The sequence below is a fragment of the Corynebacterium sp. HMSC065D07 genome (assembly GCF_001810695.1).
Taxonomy (GTDB): domain Bacteria; phylum Actinomycetota; class Actinomycetes; order Mycobacteriales; family Mycobacteriaceae; genus Corynebacterium; species Corynebacterium hesseae.
On sequence record NZ_KV802440.1, the window covers coordinates 64239 to 80982 of the forward strand.

16 protein-coding genes are annotated in these 16744 nt (G+C 62.7%); 5 read left to right on the forward strand and 11 right to left on the reverse strand.

Translation table 11 applies throughout. The features are described 5' to 3' along the window. Positions 1-8: 8 nt before the first annotated feature. A complete protein-coding gene (locus tag HMPREF2760_RS05350; protein WP_246823627.1) occupies positions 9-542 on the reverse strand; it encodes a Fic/DOC family protein in 534 nt (177 codons plus the stop codon). Between the two features lie 474 nt (positions 543-1016). Here HMPREF2760_RS05350 and HMPREF2760_RS05355 point away from each other — a divergent pair, with 474 nt between their 5' ends. The 3 genes from HMPREF2760_RS05355 to HMPREF2760_RS05365 all read left to right on the forward strand — a co-directional run bounded on the left by HMPREF2760_RS05355 (position 1017) and on the right by HMPREF2760_RS05365 (position 4315). Then, positions 1017-1595, forward strand: a complete 579-nt coding sequence (locus HMPREF2760_RS05355) for an ABC transporter ATP-binding protein (protein WP_070596777.1) — start codon at positions 1017-1019, stop codon at positions 1593-1595. Continuing rightward, positions 1595-2611 carry an ABC transporter permease gene (locus tag HMPREF2760_RS05360; protein ID WP_070596778.1) on the forward strand — a complete coding sequence of 339 codons (1017 nt, stop codon included), beginning with the start codon at positions 1595-1597 and terminating at the stop codon, positions 2609-2611. The genes HMPREF2760_RS05355 and HMPREF2760_RS05360 overlap by 1 nt, the downstream gene beginning before the upstream one ends. An 84-nt stretch (positions 2612-2695) precedes the next feature. Beyond that, a complete protein-coding gene (locus HMPREF2760_RS05365; protein ID WP_070596779.1) occupies positions 2696-4315 on the forward strand; it encodes an ATP-binding cassette domain-containing protein in 1620 nt (539 codons plus the stop codon). Here the strand turns inward: HMPREF2760_RS05365 and HMPREF2760_RS05370 are convergent. The 9 genes from HMPREF2760_RS05370 to HMPREF2760_RS05410 form a co-directional block, all read right to left on the reverse strand. Beyond that, entirely contained in the window at positions 4312-5694 is a 1383-nt protein-coding gene (locus HMPREF2760_RS05370; protein ID WP_070596780.1) for a protoporphyrinogen oxidase, read from the reverse strand. The genes HMPREF2760_RS05365 and HMPREF2760_RS05370 overlap by 4 nt on opposite strands. Then, complete coding sequence (gene hemE, locus HMPREF2760_RS05375; protein WP_070596781.1) at positions 5695-6735, reverse strand: uroporphyrinogen decarboxylase; 1041 nt, start codon at positions 6733-6735, stop codon at positions 5695-5697. Positions 6736-6773: 38 nt separating this feature from the next. Continuing rightward, positions 6774-7271: a tellurium resistance protein TerC gene (locus HMPREF2760_RS05380; protein ID WP_070596782.1), complete on the reverse strand. Its 498-nt coding sequence runs from the start codon at positions 7269-7271 to the stop codon at positions 6774-6776. Next, positions 7268-7966, reverse strand: a complete 699-nt coding sequence (locus tag HMPREF2760_RS05385; RefSeq protein ID WP_070596783.1) for a hypothetical protein — start codon at positions 7964-7966, stop codon at positions 7268-7270. Before HMPREF2760_RS05385 ends, HMPREF2760_RS05380 begins: the two co-directional genes overlap by 4 nt. A gap of 10 nt (positions 7967-7976) precedes the next feature. Further along, positions 7977-8954 carry a porphobilinogen synthase gene (gene hemB / locus HMPREF2760_RS05390; protein ID WP_070521091.1) on the reverse strand — a complete coding sequence of 326 codons (978 nt, stop codon included), beginning with the start codon at positions 8952-8954 and terminating at the stop codon, positions 7977-7979. Between the two features lie 62 nt (positions 8955-9016). Beyond that, positions 9017-10723, reverse strand: coding sequence for a bifunctional uroporphyrinogen-III C-methyltransferase/uroporphyrinogen-III synthase (locus HMPREF2760_RS05395; RefSeq protein WP_070596784.1), 1707 nt, complete (start codon positions 10721-10723; stop codon positions 9017-9019). Between the two features lie 178 nt (positions 10724-10901). Then, positions 10902-11792 carry a hydroxymethylbilane synthase gene (gene hemC, locus HMPREF2760_RS05400; RefSeq protein ID WP_070596785.1) on the reverse strand — a complete coding sequence of 297 codons (891 nt, stop codon included), beginning with the start codon at positions 11790-11792 and terminating at the stop codon, positions 10902-10904. Further along, positions 11793-13169, reverse strand: coding sequence for a glutamyl-tRNA reductase (locus tag HMPREF2760_RS05405; protein WP_070596786.1), 1377 nt, complete (start codon positions 13167-13169; stop codon positions 11793-11795). A gap of 103 nt (positions 13170-13272) precedes the next feature. Next, the gene (locus HMPREF2760_RS05410) at positions 13273-13512 is read right to left on the reverse strand and encodes a glutaredoxin family protein (RefSeq protein WP_070533963.1); all 240 of its coding nucleotides are present in this window, start codon (positions 13510-13512) and stop codon (positions 13273-13275) included. 66 nt (positions 13513-13578) lie between these two features. Here HMPREF2760_RS05410 and HMPREF2760_RS05415 point away from each other — a divergent pair, with 66 nt between their 5' ends. After that, a complete protein-coding gene (locus HMPREF2760_RS05415; RefSeq protein ID WP_227485605.1) occupies positions 13579-14634 on the forward strand; it encodes an HAD-IB family hydrolase in 1056 nt (351 codons plus the stop codon). On the opposite strand, the gene HMPREF2760_RS05420 is transcribed toward HMPREF2760_RS05415, so the two are convergent. Continuing rightward, positions 14631-15209: an LURP-one-related/scramblase family protein gene (locus HMPREF2760_RS05420; RefSeq protein WP_070596787.1), complete on the reverse strand. Its 579-nt coding sequence runs from the start codon at positions 15207-15209 to the stop codon at positions 14631-14633. The two genes, HMPREF2760_RS05415 and HMPREF2760_RS05420, sit on opposite strands and share 4 nt — an antisense overlap. Before the next feature lie 196 nt (positions 15210-15405). On the opposite strand from HMPREF2760_RS05420, the gene HMPREF2760_RS05425 reads away from it, so the two are divergent. Further along, on the forward strand, positions 15406-16641 hold the full coding sequence (locus tag HMPREF2760_RS05425) for an HNH endonuclease signature motif containing protein (RefSeq protein ID WP_083299142.1): 1236 nt from the start codon (positions 15406-15408) through the stop codon (positions 16639-16641). Positions 16642-16744 lie beyond the last annotated feature (103 nt).

Below are 16744 nucleotides of genomic sequence, written 5' to 3' on the forward strand. Positions count from 1 at the left end.
CTCGAGAGCTAGGCACTGCGCTTTCCGACGAGCCCGCGCAGCACCTCCTCCAGCTGCGCGTTATCCTCCGTGTCCTGGCTGTGAAAGCGCGCGGCAATAAACTCCGCGCGTACGCGGCTATCACTCGCTAGCCGCTCCACATTAAGTTGGTATCCTGCCGCCGTAACCAGCGCATCAAAGAACACCGTCTGCGTACGGGTATTGCCTTCCCTAAAACTATGCACCACATTGAGCTCGCCCCACAGCTCCGCCAGCTTGGTCACAAACTCATCAATCTCTAGGCCACGCAGAAAATCATCCTTCGCCAGCCCCGCAAACAGCTTCTCTGCTGCCTTCGTCATTTCCGGCCCCGCCGGATAGTAGGCATGCCCAGCCTTAATCATGAACTGGTCTGTAGGGGCAGTCCGCTCTTCACCTGCCCAGTCATACACATCCTGAAAAAGATGTCGATGTATAGCCTTGAAGTGCGCGTAGTCAAAAGCACCTTCCACAGGTGCCGACTCCAACTCGGTTATCCGAAGAAATACAAGCTTTTCTTCCAAGATCCGTAGTCCTTCTGCGTCATCTAACCCCAAGCGATTCTTCAGAACCTTGGTCCCTGGAATGAAATAGCTCTCCCAGCCCCCGCTCATGTTTCTCCCCCCGCGCTCTATTTCAGCGAAGCTCGCCGAACACGAGCGATAGCTTCGTCGGCAGATAATGTCCCTGCAGCCACCTCGCGGCCCAGCTGGCGCACGTACTCATCAGTCACATCGTGGCCTGCTAGACGCAACGCAGCATCGCTCAACGCTAACGGATCACGGTCGCTACTACTGCTTTCAATTTGAACAGGCTCCGACATTGCTATCCTCCCGAGTTTTCAACTACATTTTCTCTCATTTTAGCAGCTCATGACACCAATCCCAAGGGTGTTTCCCACCTCGAAAAGAACGTTCGGGGCGTGCATTTTGCTAAACTTCATCAATAAGTTTTAACTATTGTCTAGCCGCCCAATGTAAGGAGCTCGCCGCCCAGCAATGCTTTCCATCGACGCCGATTATGGGCATTCCACGCCCCTTGGACATCTTGAGAAAGACTTCGCCCCCGGCCGCATCTATGGCCTCGCTGGGCCCAACGGTTCAGGTAAATCCACGTTGCTAGCCACGCTCGGCGGTGAGCTTGCGCCTCTCGAAGGCTCAGTGGAGTGCGACGGCCATCCCGTCGACACGAAGGAGCAACCGGGTGCTGTGATTACGGTGGCCGAGCCGGTTTTCCTCCCCGACCTCACCGTGGGCGAGCACCTGGACTTGATAGGAAAGGCGGCAGGGGTGGACGTCGCCAAGCTCTGCGAACTCTGGGCGCTCGATCCTCTCCTTCCGCACCCGGCCTCGCGCCTGTCCTCGGGCCAGCGCCAGCGCGTGTTCCTGGCCGCACAGCTGTACCAGCCGGCGCGCGCAGTGCTTATCGACGAGCCCGAGCGCCACCTCGACGCCGCTTGGACCGAGTTCCTCGCAAGCGAATTGCGCTACCTAGCCGACGAGGAGAATCGCTGCATCGTCGTGGCCTCGCATTCCGACACGATCACCCAGGCCTGCGACGAGGTGGTGCAGCTGTGATGCGCGCGCTATCACGGCTGGGTGATGGCATCTGGTACCTCATCCTCGCCGGCATTTTCATCGGCTTCGGTTATACAGTCTGGCAAGAAGTCGGCGCAGTCCTGCCTATCATCCCAACGCGCATCACTCTGACGGGCGTCGCTCCTATTGCCGGCATCGTGGGAGTGCTCGCGCTTATGGTGCTCACCGAGGCTCTCTATCCCCTGCGCGCGCTGTCGCGGGAACGCTGGGTGTACGTTGATCGCCCACGCGGCAAACTCCGCGGTACCGACTGGATCACATGGACGCAGCTGATCGGGTTCGGGGTCTTAGGTCTCGGCATCTGCGTGTCCACCGGGCTATCCCCGTGGTTCGCGCTGACAGTCCCGGCCCTGCGTTTCGTCGTGGGGTGGCGCTCGTTCACGCTGGCTTCGCTTCTCAGCGCTGGGCATACGCGCCTGGTCGGTGGATCCGGCCTTGGTCTGCTTGATTCGGAGGTCACCTCTGATGCCATTGCGAGCCAGTCGGCCTGGATTCCTCGTCGCGCCCATGCGCCCTCCACGTTGACGGGGCTCTTCTTCCGTCGTCTGGGACGACGGTGGTACATCGGCGTCGGTGCGCTCGCGGCCCTCGGTTTGTCATTGGGGTTCGCCCCACAGCTCGGGGCGCTGGCTATCGTCGGATTCATGTCCGCGTGGAGCATCGTCGGCGCGGCGGTTGGGCGCGCCGCCTCCTTCGGACGCGTCAGCGACGATGCATGGCCCGACTGGGGCCTTCCCCTTATCGCTTCTGTGGGCACGGCACTCCTTGGTGCTGGTGTCCTCCTCTTGGTGTGGAAGCTCTCCGCCATCGCAGTGGTGCTCATCATCGCCGGTCTTAGCTGGGCGTCGTTTAAGCGTTCCCGCCCGGCACAGGTAGACAGCATGTCCATGCTGGACAGCGGCGGCTTCGGTGTCTCCTTCTCCCCCGAGGTGCTGCACTACATTGCCCGCGGCGCCCTCGGTCTTGGTGTGGCGGCCCTTGCGCTGGGGTATTAGCCGGGCTAGTCTTTCGGGCATGAAGATTTTTTCCTAATTCGACGTCACACTTTTTACGCGACTTACTCGAAGGTGGATTTCTTCATGCCTATTTCTTTTTCTCATCTCACCGTCACCTGGCCCGACGGCACCCCCTGTTTCACGGAGCTCACCGGCACGTTTTCCTCGCACTTCACGGGCTTGGTCGGTGCGAATGGTTCCGGAAAATCAACGCTAGCCAAGGTACTTGCAGGCCTCATTGCCCCGACTTCGGGAACGGTATCCGCGGGCTCAGTCCTCTATGTCGACCAGGATTTAGGCCTCCATACGTCTAGCACCATCGCCGATGTCTTTGGCGCGACCGAAGTCCTCAACGCCATTGCCCGCATTGAGGCTGGCGAATACTCGGAAGAGCTCGCCGCCACTGTTGGTGAGCAGTGGGACTTAGCAGAACGTATTGAAGCAGCTCTCGACGCTGCGGGTATCCCCTTCCCCTTAGAGCGCACTATCGGAACACTGTCGGGTGGTGAAGCGGTGACCGTGGCACTGACCGCCGCATTCTTCCGCAAGCCGGATTTCCTCATCCTCGACGAGCCCACCAACAACCTGGACTCCTCATCACGCCAGCGCCTGCTCGAGCTCATTCGCACCGCGCCGATGCCGGTTCTCGTCGTCTCACACGACCGCGAGCTCCTCGCGCACGCGGATAGCATTGCGGAGCTCTACCACGGAACACTTCGCGAGTTCGAGGGAAACTACTCCTCCTACCGCGCAGCGATTGATGCCGAGCAGGATTCCGCGCAGGCCAAGGTCCGAGAGACCAAGGCCGAACACCGCAAACAAATCCGCGAGCGCGCCGCCATGCAGACCCGCATTGCGCGCGATGCCCGCCGCGGCAAGAACTTCGCCGCCTCGAAGCGCAAACCCGGCATGGCCATGGGCTTGGACAAGAACCGTTCTGAGCGCTCGGCCGCTGGGCGTTCTCAACAGGCCAACGATGCAGTGGCTGCCGCCCTGTCGGCTCATGACAAGGCACAGCGCGCGCTTCGCGACGACACCCATGTCCACATCGACCTCCCCGGCACTGAGCTGCCCGTGGGCACCCGCGTGCTGGTCAGCGATCTGCTCAGCATTACTGGCCCTGAGCGTGTTCGCCTCGCCGGGCCCAACGGCAGCGGCAAGACCACCTTCCTCAACCGCATCGCCCGCGGCGACGTCGAGTACGCGCTGCCCTGCGGATACATCCGCCAACGCATCGTCCTGCCTGAGGAGAAGTCGGTGCTCGACATCGTGCGGGAGGCCAACCCCAACGCGGACCCGCAGTTCCTGCGCGACCAGCTGGCCCAAATGCTCTTTATCAACGACAAGATCCACCAGCCAGTGGGCCAGCTTTCTGGTGGCGAGCGCTTCCGCGTCGAAATCGCCCGCGTCTTGCTCAGCGACCCAGCCCCGCGCTTTCTGCTTCTCGACGAACCGACAAACAACCTCGATATCCCCACCACCGATTGGCTGATTGAGGTGCTCACGAGCTACCGCGGGGCATTCATCCTGGTCAGCCACGACGAGCACGTGTGCGAGCAGCTCAACCTCACAACGACCGTTTCCATGGATGACTACAACTCGCTCCGTGAAACGGAATACCTTCTGCGTTCCCCTCGCAATGCAGAGCGACTACGTAACTCCATCGAAGAGCTGAAGGCACCACAAGGAGGGACGGAGAGCTAGCTGACGAGCGCCTGCGCGGCAGCGCGGGCGCCGGCGATGACGGCGGGCACGCCGACTCCATCGGCCCAAGCGCCGGCGGTGGCGATACCGGGGACGTCGGCAAGCGCGGCACGCACGGCGGCAACGGTAGCCAGGTGCTTTTCGTCATAGCGGGGGATGCCGCCGAACCAGCGCTGCGTGTAGATCTCCTCCACGCCGGCGGCGCGGCCGTCGAAGCCGGTGATCTTCTGCAGGTCATCAAGGGCATAGTCCACCAGGTCATCCTCCTCCGCGCGCACGAGGGCGTCATCGCCGAAGCGGCCGAAGGAGGCGCGCACGAGGAAGCCTTCGCGCTCGTTCAGGTGCGGCCACTTATTGGATGAGAGCGTGAAAGCCTTGGCGCGCACGCCGGGCTCGTCAGAGGCGACGAGAATGCCGGTGGCCTCCGGAAGGGAGTTGCCCTCCGGGTCCGTGGCGGAGGCGAAGTTGAAGCCGACGACTACAGAGGAGGCCAGCTGGACAGAAGACAACTCCTGGGCGGCCTCCGGAGCCACGGCCTTGAGCAGGCGCGCGGTCGTCGGAGCCGGGGTGGCAAAGAGCACGCGGTCGAAGGGGCCGATATCCCCCGGCGCGCCCTTGACCTCAAAGGCATCACCCTTACGCGTCACGCCCGAGACGAAGGTGTCCAGGTGGATCTGCGCGCCGGACTTCTCAGCCAGGGCCTCGTAGAGCTCGGCGTAGCCGCCCTTGAAGGTGCCGAAGACGGAGCCTTCGGCCGGGCTGCGGCCGGACTCGATCTGTTTGATTGCCGCCGACAGGGTTACCGGGCCCTCTTTCGCCAGCGAGTCCAGCGTGGCCGCTAGGTGCGGAACCGTGGCGCGGAGGCCCAGGTCATCGGCCGTACAGGAGTACACACCGCCGAGGAGCGCGGAGACCACGTGGTCCACCACGTCATCGCCGTATTGCTGGCGCACGAGCTTGCCCACGGAGACATCCCCGCCGACTTCCCACTCAAAGGGCTGCTCGTTGGTGATGCGCTCATTGGTGGCAGCGGAGAAGAAGTCCTGCGGCGCGGAAGGAATACCCATGACACCGCCCTGTGGCAAGAAGTGCAGCTCGCCGCCGGTATACACGCGGGGGCGCAGCTGACTGTTGGGTTCCACGAAGGAATCCTCCAAGCCCAGCTCCGTGAAGAAGTCCACGGCATCTTGGCGGCGGCGGATGAAGGCCTCCGCGCCCATGTCCGTCGGCCCGCCATTAAACGGCACGGTGTGCAGCTTGCCGCCGATGCGGCCGGCCGCCTCGAAAACATAAACCTCATGGGAGCCCTCGGTGTTGTGCTTGAGTTCCCACGCGGCGGTGAGTCCCGCCAGTCCAGCACCAATGATCGCGATTTTCATTTAGCCCTCCTCGTGGATGATGGCGACGGCGCGAGTGATGGCGTCGGCGTCGGTAGTCGGCAGAACCCCGTGGCCGAGGTTCCAGATGTGTCCCTTCACGTCGCCGCGCTCCCTTGCGCGGGCGACCTCTGCCTTGATGGTGCGCACGCCCTGGCGCACCGCATCCTCGCCGGCAAAGAGCAAAGCTGGATCAAGGTTGCCCTGCAGGATGTCTGCATCGACGCGTGCCGCGGCGGCATCCATGCTCACACGGTAGTCCACGCCCATGACCTCCGAACCGGCTTCCGACATCGCGCCGAGCAACTCGCCGGTTCCCACGCCGAAGTGAATGCGCGGCACGCGGCCCTCCGCGGCCTTAAGGATCTGCGTTGAATAGGGCAGAACAAACTCGCGGTAGTCGCGCTCGTTGAGGTAGCCCGCCCAGGAATCAAAAAGCTGCATCGCATCGATTCCCGCCTCCAGCTGGAGCTGAAGGAAAGAGATGATCGTCGGGGTCAGGCGCTCCATGAGCTGATGCCAGATGTCCGGCTCGGAATGCATCAGGGCCTTGGTGCGCTCATGATTCTTCGAGGGGCCGCCCTCAATGAGGTAGCTAGCCAAAGTGAAAGGCGCGCCGACAAAACCGATGAGTGCCTGCTTGTCGGTGAGCTCGTTCAGAATGATCTCGATGCCCTGGCGCACCTCGGGCACGTCGACGTCGAGGATAGGCAGGTTCGCCACATCTGCTTTGGTGCGCACGGGCGCATCCATGACTGGGCCGCGTCCGGGGACGATTTCCACGCCGACGCCCGCGGCCTTGAGCGGGACGACGATATCGCTGAACAAGATGGCCGCGTCGACGTCGTGGCGGCGCACTGGCTGCAGGGTAATCTCCGCCAGCAGCTCCGGCATGAAGCAGGAATCCAGCATGCTGATTCCCTCACGGACCTTGCGGTACTCCGGCAAAGAACGCCCCGCCTGGCGCATGAACCAGACGGGTGGACGGGACGGGGTGCGGCCGGAAGCGGCCTCAATAAGCGGCGCGGCAGACAGACGAGACATACCGTCCATTATGAATCAAAAGTTGGAGTGGGCGCCAATCAGGAATTCTGCGCCCGACGGGCCTTAATGAACGCCGTCGACTCTGGATGAAAGAGGAAGAAGATTCCCACCATGAGCGCCATCGGAATGAGCAACAAGAGCAGCCCGCCCACGCCGGCAATCAGCGCCGCTATGCTGACGAACATGGCATAGGCGGAAACCGCGGTAGTGATGCGGCGCGCCCACACCGAACCGTTTGCTAACTGCGCGGAGCACGCCGCAATGATGACAGCGCTCACCACATGAGAAATGGCAGCAAAGCGCGTATTGAAACGGATATAGCCCACCTGCTCTGGGCTGAGTTCGGGGTTCGTCACCGAGCCATAGGAGCCAAAGAGTCCCACCATTCCGGCGGTCAACATCACAACGGCGGCAACCACAAAGACCCAATAGGAGATGCGCAGCTGGGAAGGCCAAGTTGAAAAATCCTGCTCGCCCTGCCTCTTGGGGCGGCGCGGACGGCGGTTATAGTCCGCGGGGCCGGGGCGGTCATTCATCGCTTGCCGTCCTTGTCTCTTTCTTTCTCCTTGTCCTTGTTTTTCTTCTCGCGCTCCTCCAGGTTTTCCTGGCGGCGCTGCTCTTCCATCTCCTTGCGCATCTGGCGCATCTGTTCCATCTCGCCGGTGTACTCAAGAACTTCTTCCTTGGAGGAGAAGATCAAGCCCATGACGGCGGCCACGCCGACGAGGATCTGCACGCCGCCATCGAGAACGAACAGCCAGTCCGGAACGCTCGCCCCGGCGGGGCTGCTCATGAAGACGATAAGCACGCGGAGGGCGAAGTAGAGGGAGAAGGCGAACCACAGGCGCCGGCCGGTGCCGGCCGCCGTGGAGTTCTTGTGGATCAAGCCCAGCATGATGCCCAGCAGGACGACGATGGCGAGCGATATCAGCGAACTGAACGCCACCGAGCCATAGCCCACGAGCTGCACGAGGGCATCGCTGACGTCCTGCCCGGACTTTTCCGCTGCGGACTCCGCGGTGGTGCGCGCCTGGGCAAAGAGCTCGTCCCTATTCATCAGGGTCAGCACGATGCTCAGGACTAGGTGCACCACCTCAAACAGCAAGGCAACGGCCCACACCTTGAGCATGAGGGAGACGGCTTCGGTGCGAGTGGCCTTCTCCTTATCCGGCTCCTTGTCCTGCTTCGCCGGCTTCTGTGCCGACGAAGCCGTGTTCGGGCTGAACGTCACGATTCTCCTTTTACTTGAGCAAGCGGGCGGCGTCCGTGGCGAAGTACGTCAGGATCTGGTCCGCGCCCGCGCGCTTGAACGCGGTCAAGGACTCCAGCATAACGGCCTCACCATCGATCCACCCGTTCTGGGCGGCTGCCTGAATCATCGCATACTCGCCGGACACCTGGTACACGGCTACCGGCACGGAGGAGCGCTCCACGGCACCGGCCAACACGTCGAGGTACGGCAGGCCAGGCTTAACCATGACGATGTCCGCGCCTTCCTCGATGTCTAGGTCCACCTCCAGCATGGACTCGCGGAAGTTGCGCGGATCCTGCTGGTAGGTGCGGCGGTCGCCCTCCAGGGAGGAACCGACGGCATCGCGGAAGGGGCCGAAGAAGGCGGAGGCGTACTTGGCGGAATAGGCCATGATGGCAACGTCCTCATGGCCGGCCTCATCGAGGGCCTCACGGATGGCGGCAATCTGGCCGTCCATCATGCCGGAGGGGCTGACCATGTGCGCACCGGCGCGGGCCTGGGAGCGGGCCATGTCCTGGTAGAGCTCGACGGTTTCATCGTTGAGCACGCGGCCCTTGTCATCGATCACACCGCAGTGACCGTGCGAGGTGAACTCATCGAGGCAGGTATCCGCCATCACGATGAGGTCATCGCCGAACTCTTTGCGCAGCTCGGCAATCGCGACGTTGAGAATGCCCTGCGGGTCCCAAGCCACGGAGCCGGTTGCATCCTTGTCTTCCTCACGCGGCACACCGAAAAGGTCAACGCAGGTCACGCCGGCGTCAAGTGCCTCGTGGGCGGCGCGCTTGAGGGAATCCAAGCTGTGCTGCGCTACGCCCGGCATGGAGGGGATCTCGCGGGCTTCATCCAGACCATCGACGACGAACATCGGGAGGATGAGGTCAGAGGGGCGCAGCGACGTTTCCGCAACCAAGTCCCTAAAAGCCGGGTTCTGACGCAGGCGGCGGGGGCGGCGAGCAATGCTCATGAGTAAAAACTCTCCTTTGAGCTACGAGAAAAACAAAAGTACTTTCTCGACTCTAGTCGCCCCTAATCTGCCTTCCCAGCTGTGGTCGACGCCGACTTCTTGCGCGAGCGGCGCTTCTTGCGCGGAGCGGGCAGGTTGCCGGCGGCGCGGAGGGCGGCGACGTGGTCAGCGAGGGCGTCGACAAGCGTCGGCACATCCGCGACCTCCGGGACCACGTCCACGCGCAGCCCCACCTCCTCGGCCGCCGCTTTGGTGGAGGGGCCGATGCACGCGATGATGGTCCGGGCATGGGGCTTGCCTGCGATGCCGACGAGGTTGCGCACCGTCGACGGCGAGGTAAAGGCCACCGCATCGAAGCCACCGGACTTGATCATGTCGCGGATCTCCGCCGCCGGCGGGGCCGCGCGCACGGTGCGGTAGGCCACCACGTCATCGACTTCCCAGCCCAAGTCCAACAGGCCGTTCACCAGAGTCTCGCCGGCGATATCCGCGCGCGGCAGCAACACGCGGCCCACGGCGTCGATGTCCTCAACGTAATTAGGGAAGACCTCCACGAGGCCCTCGGCATTCTGCTTCCTCGCCGGCGGCAGAAGCTCCGGGACCATGCCCTTGGCGCGAATCGCATCGGCGGTCTTCTGCCCCACCGCCGCCAGGTGCACACCGGCGAAGTCGCGGGCATCGAGGCCGAGTTCCGCGATCTTCTTCCACACCGCGCTCACCGCATTGACGGAGGTGAACACGACCCACTTGTAGCGGCCTTCGACGATGCCCTTGATGGCGCGATCCATCTGCGCCGGGTTGCGCGGCGGTTCCACGGAGATAGTGGGCACCGACTGCGGAATGGCACCGTGGCCAGCCAGGCGGGCGCTCATCGCCGCGGCCTGCTCCTTCGTGCGCGGCACGAGCACGCGCCAGCCATAGAGCGAACGGTTCTCCCACCAGGAGTACTTCGAGCGATCATCAAAGCTGCGGCCCAGCGTGACGACGAGCTCGCCCGGCAGCTCAGCGTCGAGCTTGCCCAGCGTGCCCAGAGTGGTCTCGTGGGTGCGCTGCAGACGGGTGGTTCCGTGGACGGTGACGTAGGCTTCCGTCTCCGCGGGCATCCCGCGCTCCACCAGCTCGGCGGAAATCACCGGCAGATCCTCTGCGGTGGCCTGCAAAACCAGCGGCTGCGTCGCGGTGGCCAGCGCGTCCCAATCCGCACCTTCGGTGATGTCGGCCTCGGTATAGGTCGCACCGAGAGCAATACCCGCAAAAGACGGAACTGTCGAAGGCAGGGACATGCCCGGGATCACCTGGAATTCCATGCCCGCATTGGCCACGGCGGTGATTTCCGCCTTGATGGACTCGCGGTTGAGCGGGTTTCCGGTGACCAGGCGGATCACGTCGTGGCCCTCGGCGCGCTCGAGCGCCTCACGCAGTTGCTTGACGACGTCCCCCGCAGCCTCCTCAAACACCGCTGCCGTCGGCGGAGCCGGGCGCGGCGGCTTGCGGCGCGCACCCGCCTCCTTCGCAGCGGCGCAGATGCGTTCGTACTCCTCCTCGGCGGCATCGAGAAGCTCCTGCGGAACCGGCACCTGCTGCGCCACCATGTCGCGCACGCCTTGGGACACGGCGGCGTCGGTAACAACGTTGGCTGTCGTCTCCAGAACCTCGCGGGCGCGAACGGTCAGCAGGTCGGGGTTGCCTGGGCCGGCACCGACGAAGACGACTTTGCCCAGATCAGACTTACCCAGCTCAGGCTGGGTATCCGGCACGGCATTGCTCATAAGGTTCTTTTCTAGTTTGTGGATTCCGAGTGCCCCGGCGCCACGCGTGGCAGGCGCGGGAAATGGAGACAAGAAAGCCCCTCACTCGCGAGTTAAGGGGGCCTAAATCATTGCTCTCAATGATTGTGTGCTAGATACACACTAAAGGAAAAGGCCCCAAAGCAAAAATTACGTGCGATTACTCCGCTGCCAGGAGGTCTGCAGCTCCCTGCGCGAAGAGCTCCTCGGAGACCGCGCGCCCCAATTCTTCTGCCTCGCTGGCCTCGCCCTGGGCCTGAGCGATGAGCTGACGAGAACCATCGAGGGCGAAGACTCCGCCGCGCACGACCAGTTGCTCGCCCTCCCAGTGAGAGACCGCAGCGACCGGCGCGGTGCAGCCGGCTTCTAGCCGGGAGAGCACGGTGCGCTCGGCGCGGGTGGCGGCGGTGGCGGGGGCGTCGGCAAGCAGGGCAATGGCCTGTGCAGCCTCCGTTCCCTTCACTGCCTCGATGGCCAGCGCGCCCTGTGCCGGGGCGGGCATGAAAACCTCCGGGTCGAAGACCTCGGTGGCGCGATCGGCATAGCCCGCGCGTACGAGACCTGCGTAGGCCAGGAAGACGGCATCGAGCTCGCCACCGGTGACCTTGCCCATGCGGGTATCGATATTGCCGCGCAGTGGACGAATGTCCAGGTCCGGGCGCAGCGCCCGCAACTGGCTGATGCGGCGCGGCGCGGAGGTACCCACGCGAGCGCCCTCCGGCAGTTCCTTGAGGGTCAGGCCATCGCGGGCGATAAGCGCTTCGCGGATGTCCTGGCGCTGCGGAACCACAAGGTCGAAGCGCTCGTCGGCAGCCGTGGGCAGATCCTTGAAGGAGTGCACCGCAATCTCGCACTCGCCGCGGGCGACGGCCTCACGCAGGGCCTGCGTAAATACGCCCACGCCGATGCGCTCCACGGGCGCCATGTTGACATCCCCCTGCGTGGTGACGATGTGCAACTCTGCCTCATAGCCTGCCTGCTGCAGCCACTCCTGCACGTGCCCCGACTGCGTGGTGGCCAGGAGGGATCCTCGGGTGCCGATCTTCAACATCTATGCGTCCTCTTCTTCCTTAGTGCTTTCCGCGGCTTCCATCTGCGCGGCATCCGGCAGCTCCGCCACGTCAATGGCCACACCGCTGCCCTCCAGCTGGAGCCCAAAGAGTTCCTGTAGCGCGGTCTCGTGGCTCACCGTTCCGGAGTTGGCTGCGAGCTTCTTCGCACGAACCGTGGGCTCATGGAGCAGCTTATCCGCAACGCGCTTGAGAGCACGGTTGATGTCTCCCATCTGGCGCTCATCCAGCTCTGGGTGCTTCTGCTCCAGCCGCGCTACCTCGCACTGAACCAGGTTCGCTGCCCGCTTGCGCAGCGCCGATACCGCCGGGACGACGTCGCGGACGCGCTGTTCGGAAGCATAGGCTTCCAGCTCTTCATTGACGATGCGCCGCGCCTGCGCGTGGGGGCTGGTGCCGGCGGCAAGGTCAGTATCGGCCGCCTGCAAAGAATTACTCAGCCTCTCGATGTTGACGAGGTCGACCCCCTCGACATCTGCCACCGCATCATCGATATCGCGAGGGAGCGAGAGATCCACGAGCATGAGCTCACGGTCGGCCACGTGGTAGCGCTCGACGTCGGCCGCTGAAATGGTGAAATCCTGGGCGCCCGTGGCAGAAATCGCCATGTCCACATCGCGCAAAGCCTGGGCGCGGTGCGCGAACTCAACGACGTCCGCATAGACGCCCGCTTCATGGGCATGTTCCGCCACGCGCTGGGCGCGAGCCAGGGTGCGGTTCGCAATAACCAGGTGTGCTCCCAAGCGCCCCGCGTGGGTTGCCGCTAGCGAGGCCATTGCACCCGCCCCCAAGATCAGCACGCGCTTGCCGTCGAGATCGTTCGTGCCCATGCGGCTCAGGGCCTGATCGAAAGCGAAAGAGACCATGGAGGAGCCCGCCTCATCGATCTCGGTTTCGGAATGCACCCGCTTGCCGGTGCGCAGCGCGCACTGGGCCAGCGCGTGGATGCGCGGCCCGACGGTTCCCTGCTCGACAGCGAACTGATAGGCGGTACGGACTTGGCCGATGATTTGCTGCTCACCTACCACCATCGAGTCCAAGCCCGAGGCCACCATCATGAGGTGCTCAGCGGCGGCGTCGGCATAGCGAACATAAAGGTAGGAGCGCAGTTCCTCCTCCCCCACGCCGGAGACTTCAGCGAGGTTGCGCACGACATCCTGCACGCCTGTGTGGAAGGAATTGGTAACGGTGTAGACCTCCAGGCGGTTGCACGTGGAGATAATCATCGCTTCGCTCAGCGAGCCCGCCGACACCATGGTCCGGCACGTATGGTTCTGCACGGTCTCGTCCATGCTCAGCTTTTCCAGCAGCGCCACCGGCGCCGACTGATGCGACATGCCCACGACGAGCACACTCATGCACTACCCTCCAGTTGTTTATCATCCCTTTGGATGACATAGATCATCCAAAAGACTACTAGCCTTCTGCTTGTTTCCGAAACTCGCGGGAACGCCGAAAAAACTACTGCGCCAGCGCCTGCGCTAGCTCCTCATTGTCCACTTCCCAACAGGAGAATTCCTCCCCATCAATCACTACAACGGGGACGCGATCACCATATTCCATGGCCAGCTCCGCATCCTCATCCACCGTGCGCACGTTAAGCTCCGCACCAGCCTGCTGGACCACCGGAGTAATCTGCTCGAGCACTCGCGCGCAAGAGCCACACGTAGTACGCACCATCAGCTCGACGACGTGGGACATAGAAACTCCTCGATAGGACGTAGAACGGTTTGCGGTTTACTATGGACACGTTAGTCTGCCCGCCCCATGAAAGCTGAACGCGTGCCCCTCCCCCTGCCTCCCGGTATGCCCGATTCTCCCCGCGAGTTCCTTGCCAACTGGACCGCAAGCAGGGGAAACCTACGTAACTTCTTGGAGCAACAGGCCTTTGCCCCGCTGGGTGAGGAGCACCAGCGGGCGGCAGGTGAGGCGTCGGCAGCCGCGGCGGTGGAACACCTCTTTGGCATTGACCTGGATGCGTTTTCCTCTGGCGTGGATTCCGTCCGGGGATCCTTCGAATCGGCGGGTTCACGCTCCATCACTGAGCCCGACCCAGACATCCCCCAGGACGTTGGCGCCGCCGCCTTCTTCGACGTGGATAACACGTTGATCCAAGGCTCCTCGCTCGTAGCCTTCGCGCTGGGGCTTGCGCGCCGCCGCTACTTCAAGCTTTCTGAGATCCTTCCCATCGCGTGGAAGCAGCTCAAATTCCGCGTCTCCGGTTCAGAGAATGCCGCGGACGTAGCCGCCGGGCGCGTGCAGGCGCTCGAGTTCGTCAAGGGCCGCTCGGTGGATGAGATGGTGGCCCTGTGCGAGAGCATCGTGGACCAATCCATGGCACGCAAGGCCTACCCGGGCACAAAACAGCTGGCGCAGATGCACCTCGATGCCGGCCAGCAGGTATGGCTGGTTACCGCAACCCCCGTGCAGCTAGCGCAGATTCTGGCGCAGCGTTTCGGTTTCACGGGCGCGCTCGGCACCGTGGCGGAAGTAAAAGATGGCCGCTTCACCGGCCGCCTCGTGGGCGATATCCTCCACGGCTCGGGCAAAAAGCACGCCGTGGCAGCACTGGCCACCTTGGAGAACCTCGACCTTGAGCGCTGCACCGCCTACTCCGACAGCTCCAACGACGTCCCGATGCTCTCCATGGTGGGAACCCCCGTGGCCATTAACCCGGATTCCAAGCTGCGCGATATCGCCGAGGAAAAAGGCTGGCTCATCCGCGACTACCGCTCCGTGCGCAAGGCCGTGCGCACCTATGGCCTCCCAGCGCTGGCCACCGCGCTCTTTTCCTATGGAAGCTGGCGCATGGTGCGCCGCTAGCTGCTGTTCTGCTGCTTGGTGCGCAGCATATCCATGCACATGACCGCACCGATGAGCCCCGCATGCTGCTGCGGGTCGAGCCCCGGCGCGATGCTGAGTTTGTAGGTATTCTTCCCGGCTAGGAACCGCCCCACGCCTGACCATTCGTTGCGCACTTCCGCTAGGGGCTGTCCCTGGCTGTTGATCTGGATATTCCAATCCCAGACATCGCCTTCAATTTCAATCTCTGGGAAGCCTTCCATCTCCAAGGTCAGGCGCGTCTTTAGCAGGGAGAACTTCTTGGTCACCACTGCCATGGGCTTCTCGACGCCCGGCAAATACACCTCATAGGTATCCCGCACGAAGTTCGGCGGATCCTTGATCACCATGAGCGGTTGCTGCGGATTGCCCTGCTCATCCGTGAAGGCAACCTCGAGGCTGCGGGAGGCATTGAAGAACATGTCCTTCATGCTCGACGACTGCACGATGGTGCCCACGGGCACGCCTTGTTCATCGGCGATCAGGAACTGATCCTGCATGAAGGACTTTGTCTGTGAGATAACCAGGTTGTCAAGGGTCAAGAGTCTAGGCAACATAGTTCGCCATCATACGTACGCAGCGGACTCCTGTGGGGCCGGAAGACAATACTCCCCACCTGATGCAAAGAGGGCGCTTGTATGTCTCAAATACCTCGAGGAAACACCTACATTCCCCAGGTCATAGTAGATGTCCGGGGCGTGTCTTATAGTGCTCATAGAACATACAAGCGATACCATAAACCTAGGGGACACCGTGAACACCGCCACTCAAACCGCCTACTTTTCCCATATGAACCCTGACTGCACCCTCGCCGTGGAGCGCAGCGCCGCCCGCCGCGCGGACTATCGCTCATGGGTAGCCGCCATGCCAGATCTCGATGAGGATTTTGATGTTGCGTGCCAGAGGCTCGTCGCCAAGCTCGGCGTCGGTGACTACACCGTGAGCGAATGCTGCCTGGCCGTGCACCGCCTCACGGAACTACCGCAGGTCAAGGCCCTGCAGGACAGTCAGTTTCTGCTGGACATGAAGGCGCTCATCACCATCGACCGCACCCTGACGAAGCTGGGCAAGCTTCCTCCGGAAACGCTCGCGCTTATCGACGATTCCCTGGTCACCTTCTTCACCCCTACCTCCCCGAATCAAGTCTTCCCTACACCGGCGCAGATTGGGCGTAAGGTGCGCGATACTTGCAAGAGCATCAATAAAGCTTTTACCTTCCGCGATTCGCCGAAGAAGGACTCTTATACTTTTACCGATACTGGCGAGCGCGGCATCCTTGAGCTCAACACGGACAGTGCCACGGGGATGATTCTGGATGGCTACATCAAACAGGCGGCGAAGGAGAACGGGCTCTCGCAGGCCGATGCCCTAAAGAAGCTCATCGCCGGCAGCATCTCTCCACCGGCGACTATCATTCTGCACACCTACCAAGCTAGTGACATCGACAACGCTCCTACCTTTGTCCAAGGGTATGGATGGACATCGCAGGACATGCCCGCCACACGCACGCGCGACCTGTCCTCCCAGCCGCCGGAATCAGCCAGCTACATAGCTTCAGAGCTCATCCGCAAATATGTGGAAGGCCGCGATGGCACCTGCCGCGCTCCGGGCTGCAACCGGCCGGCCTACCTGTGCCAGATGGACCACCGCATCAACTATGCCGACGGCGGCGCCACGCACCCGCGCAACCTGGCCAGCCTGTGCCAACACCATCACAATATGAAGACTGATGGGCGCGCGCACTACATCATGGACCCACACACCGGGGATATGGTGTGGCTCTACGAGGACGGGACGTGGGCCACGACGGAGCCGACCGGCCCGCTGGCAAAGAAAGCGAAGCGGTGGGCGCAGACGGTAGCCCAGAAAATCACGGCCACCCGCGAGCGCGCCCAAGAGGAAGCTGCCCAGCAGGAAGCTAAGGAAGCGCAGGCCGCTGCCAAGGAACCCCACACTCCAAGCGCACCGCAGGAAGACATTCCGTTCTAAGCGGCGTCGTCGTCTGAAACGACGTCGTGCGAGACGACGGAGAGGTCGTCTGAAATGACGGATAGAAGGGGGCTTAAGGGACATTTCGTGTGGATAAATCGAT

Excerpts from the sequence above, each read along its gene's own strand:
- HMPREF2760_RS05395 (WP_070596784.1), bottom strand. The coding sequence starts at position 10,723 with ATGAGCAATGCCGTGCCGGATACCCAGCCTGAGCTGGGTAAGTCTGAT.
- HMPREF2760_RS05360 (WP_070596778.1), top strand. The coding sequence starts at position 1,595 with ATGCGCGCGCTATCACGGCTGGGTGATGGCATCTGGTACCTCATCCTC.
- HMPREF2760_RS05355 (WP_070596777.1), top strand. The coding sequence starts at position 1,017 with ATGCTTTCCATCGACGCCGATTATGGGCATTCCACGCCCCTTGGACAT.
- HMPREF2760_RS05415 (WP_227485605.1), top strand. The coding sequence starts at position 13,579 with ATGAAAGCTGAACGCGTGCCCCTCCCCCTGCCTCCCGGTATGCCCGAT.
- HMPREF2760_RS05420 (WP_070596787.1), bottom strand. The coding sequence starts at position 15,209 with ATGTTGCCTAGACTCTTGACCCTTGACAACCTGGTTATCTCACAGACA.
- hemB (WP_070521091.1), bottom strand. The coding sequence starts at position 8,954 with ATGAGCATTGCTCGCCGCCCCCGCCGCCTGCGTCAGAACCCGGCTTTT.
- HMPREF2760_RS05405 (WP_070596786.1), bottom strand. The coding sequence starts at position 13,169 with ATGAGTGTGCTCGTCGTGGGCATGTCGCATCAGTCGGCGCCGGTGGCG.
- HMPREF2760_RS05380 (WP_070596782.1), bottom strand. The coding sequence starts at position 7,271 with ATGAATGACCGCCCCGGCCCCGCGGACTATAACCGCCGTCCGCGCCGC.
- hemC (WP_070596785.1), bottom strand. The coding sequence starts at position 11,792 with ATGTTGAAGATCGGCACCCGAGGATCCCTCCTGGCCACCACGCAGTCG.
- HMPREF2760_RS05365 (WP_070596779.1), top strand. The coding sequence starts at position 2,696 with ATGCCTATTTCTTTTTCTCATCTCACCGTCACCTGGCCCGACGGCACC.
- hemE (WP_070596781.1), bottom strand. The coding sequence starts at position 6,735 with ATGTCTCGTCTGTCTGCCGCGCCGCTTATTGAGGCCGCTTCCGGCCGC.
- HMPREF2760_RS05410 (WP_070533963.1), bottom strand. The coding sequence starts at position 13,512 with ATGTCCCACGTCGTCGAGCTGATGGTGCGTACTACGTGTGGCTCTTGC.
- HMPREF2760_RS05370 (WP_070596780.1), bottom strand. The coding sequence starts at position 5,694 with ATGAAAATCGCGATCATTGGTGCTGGACTGGCGGGACTCACCGCCGCG.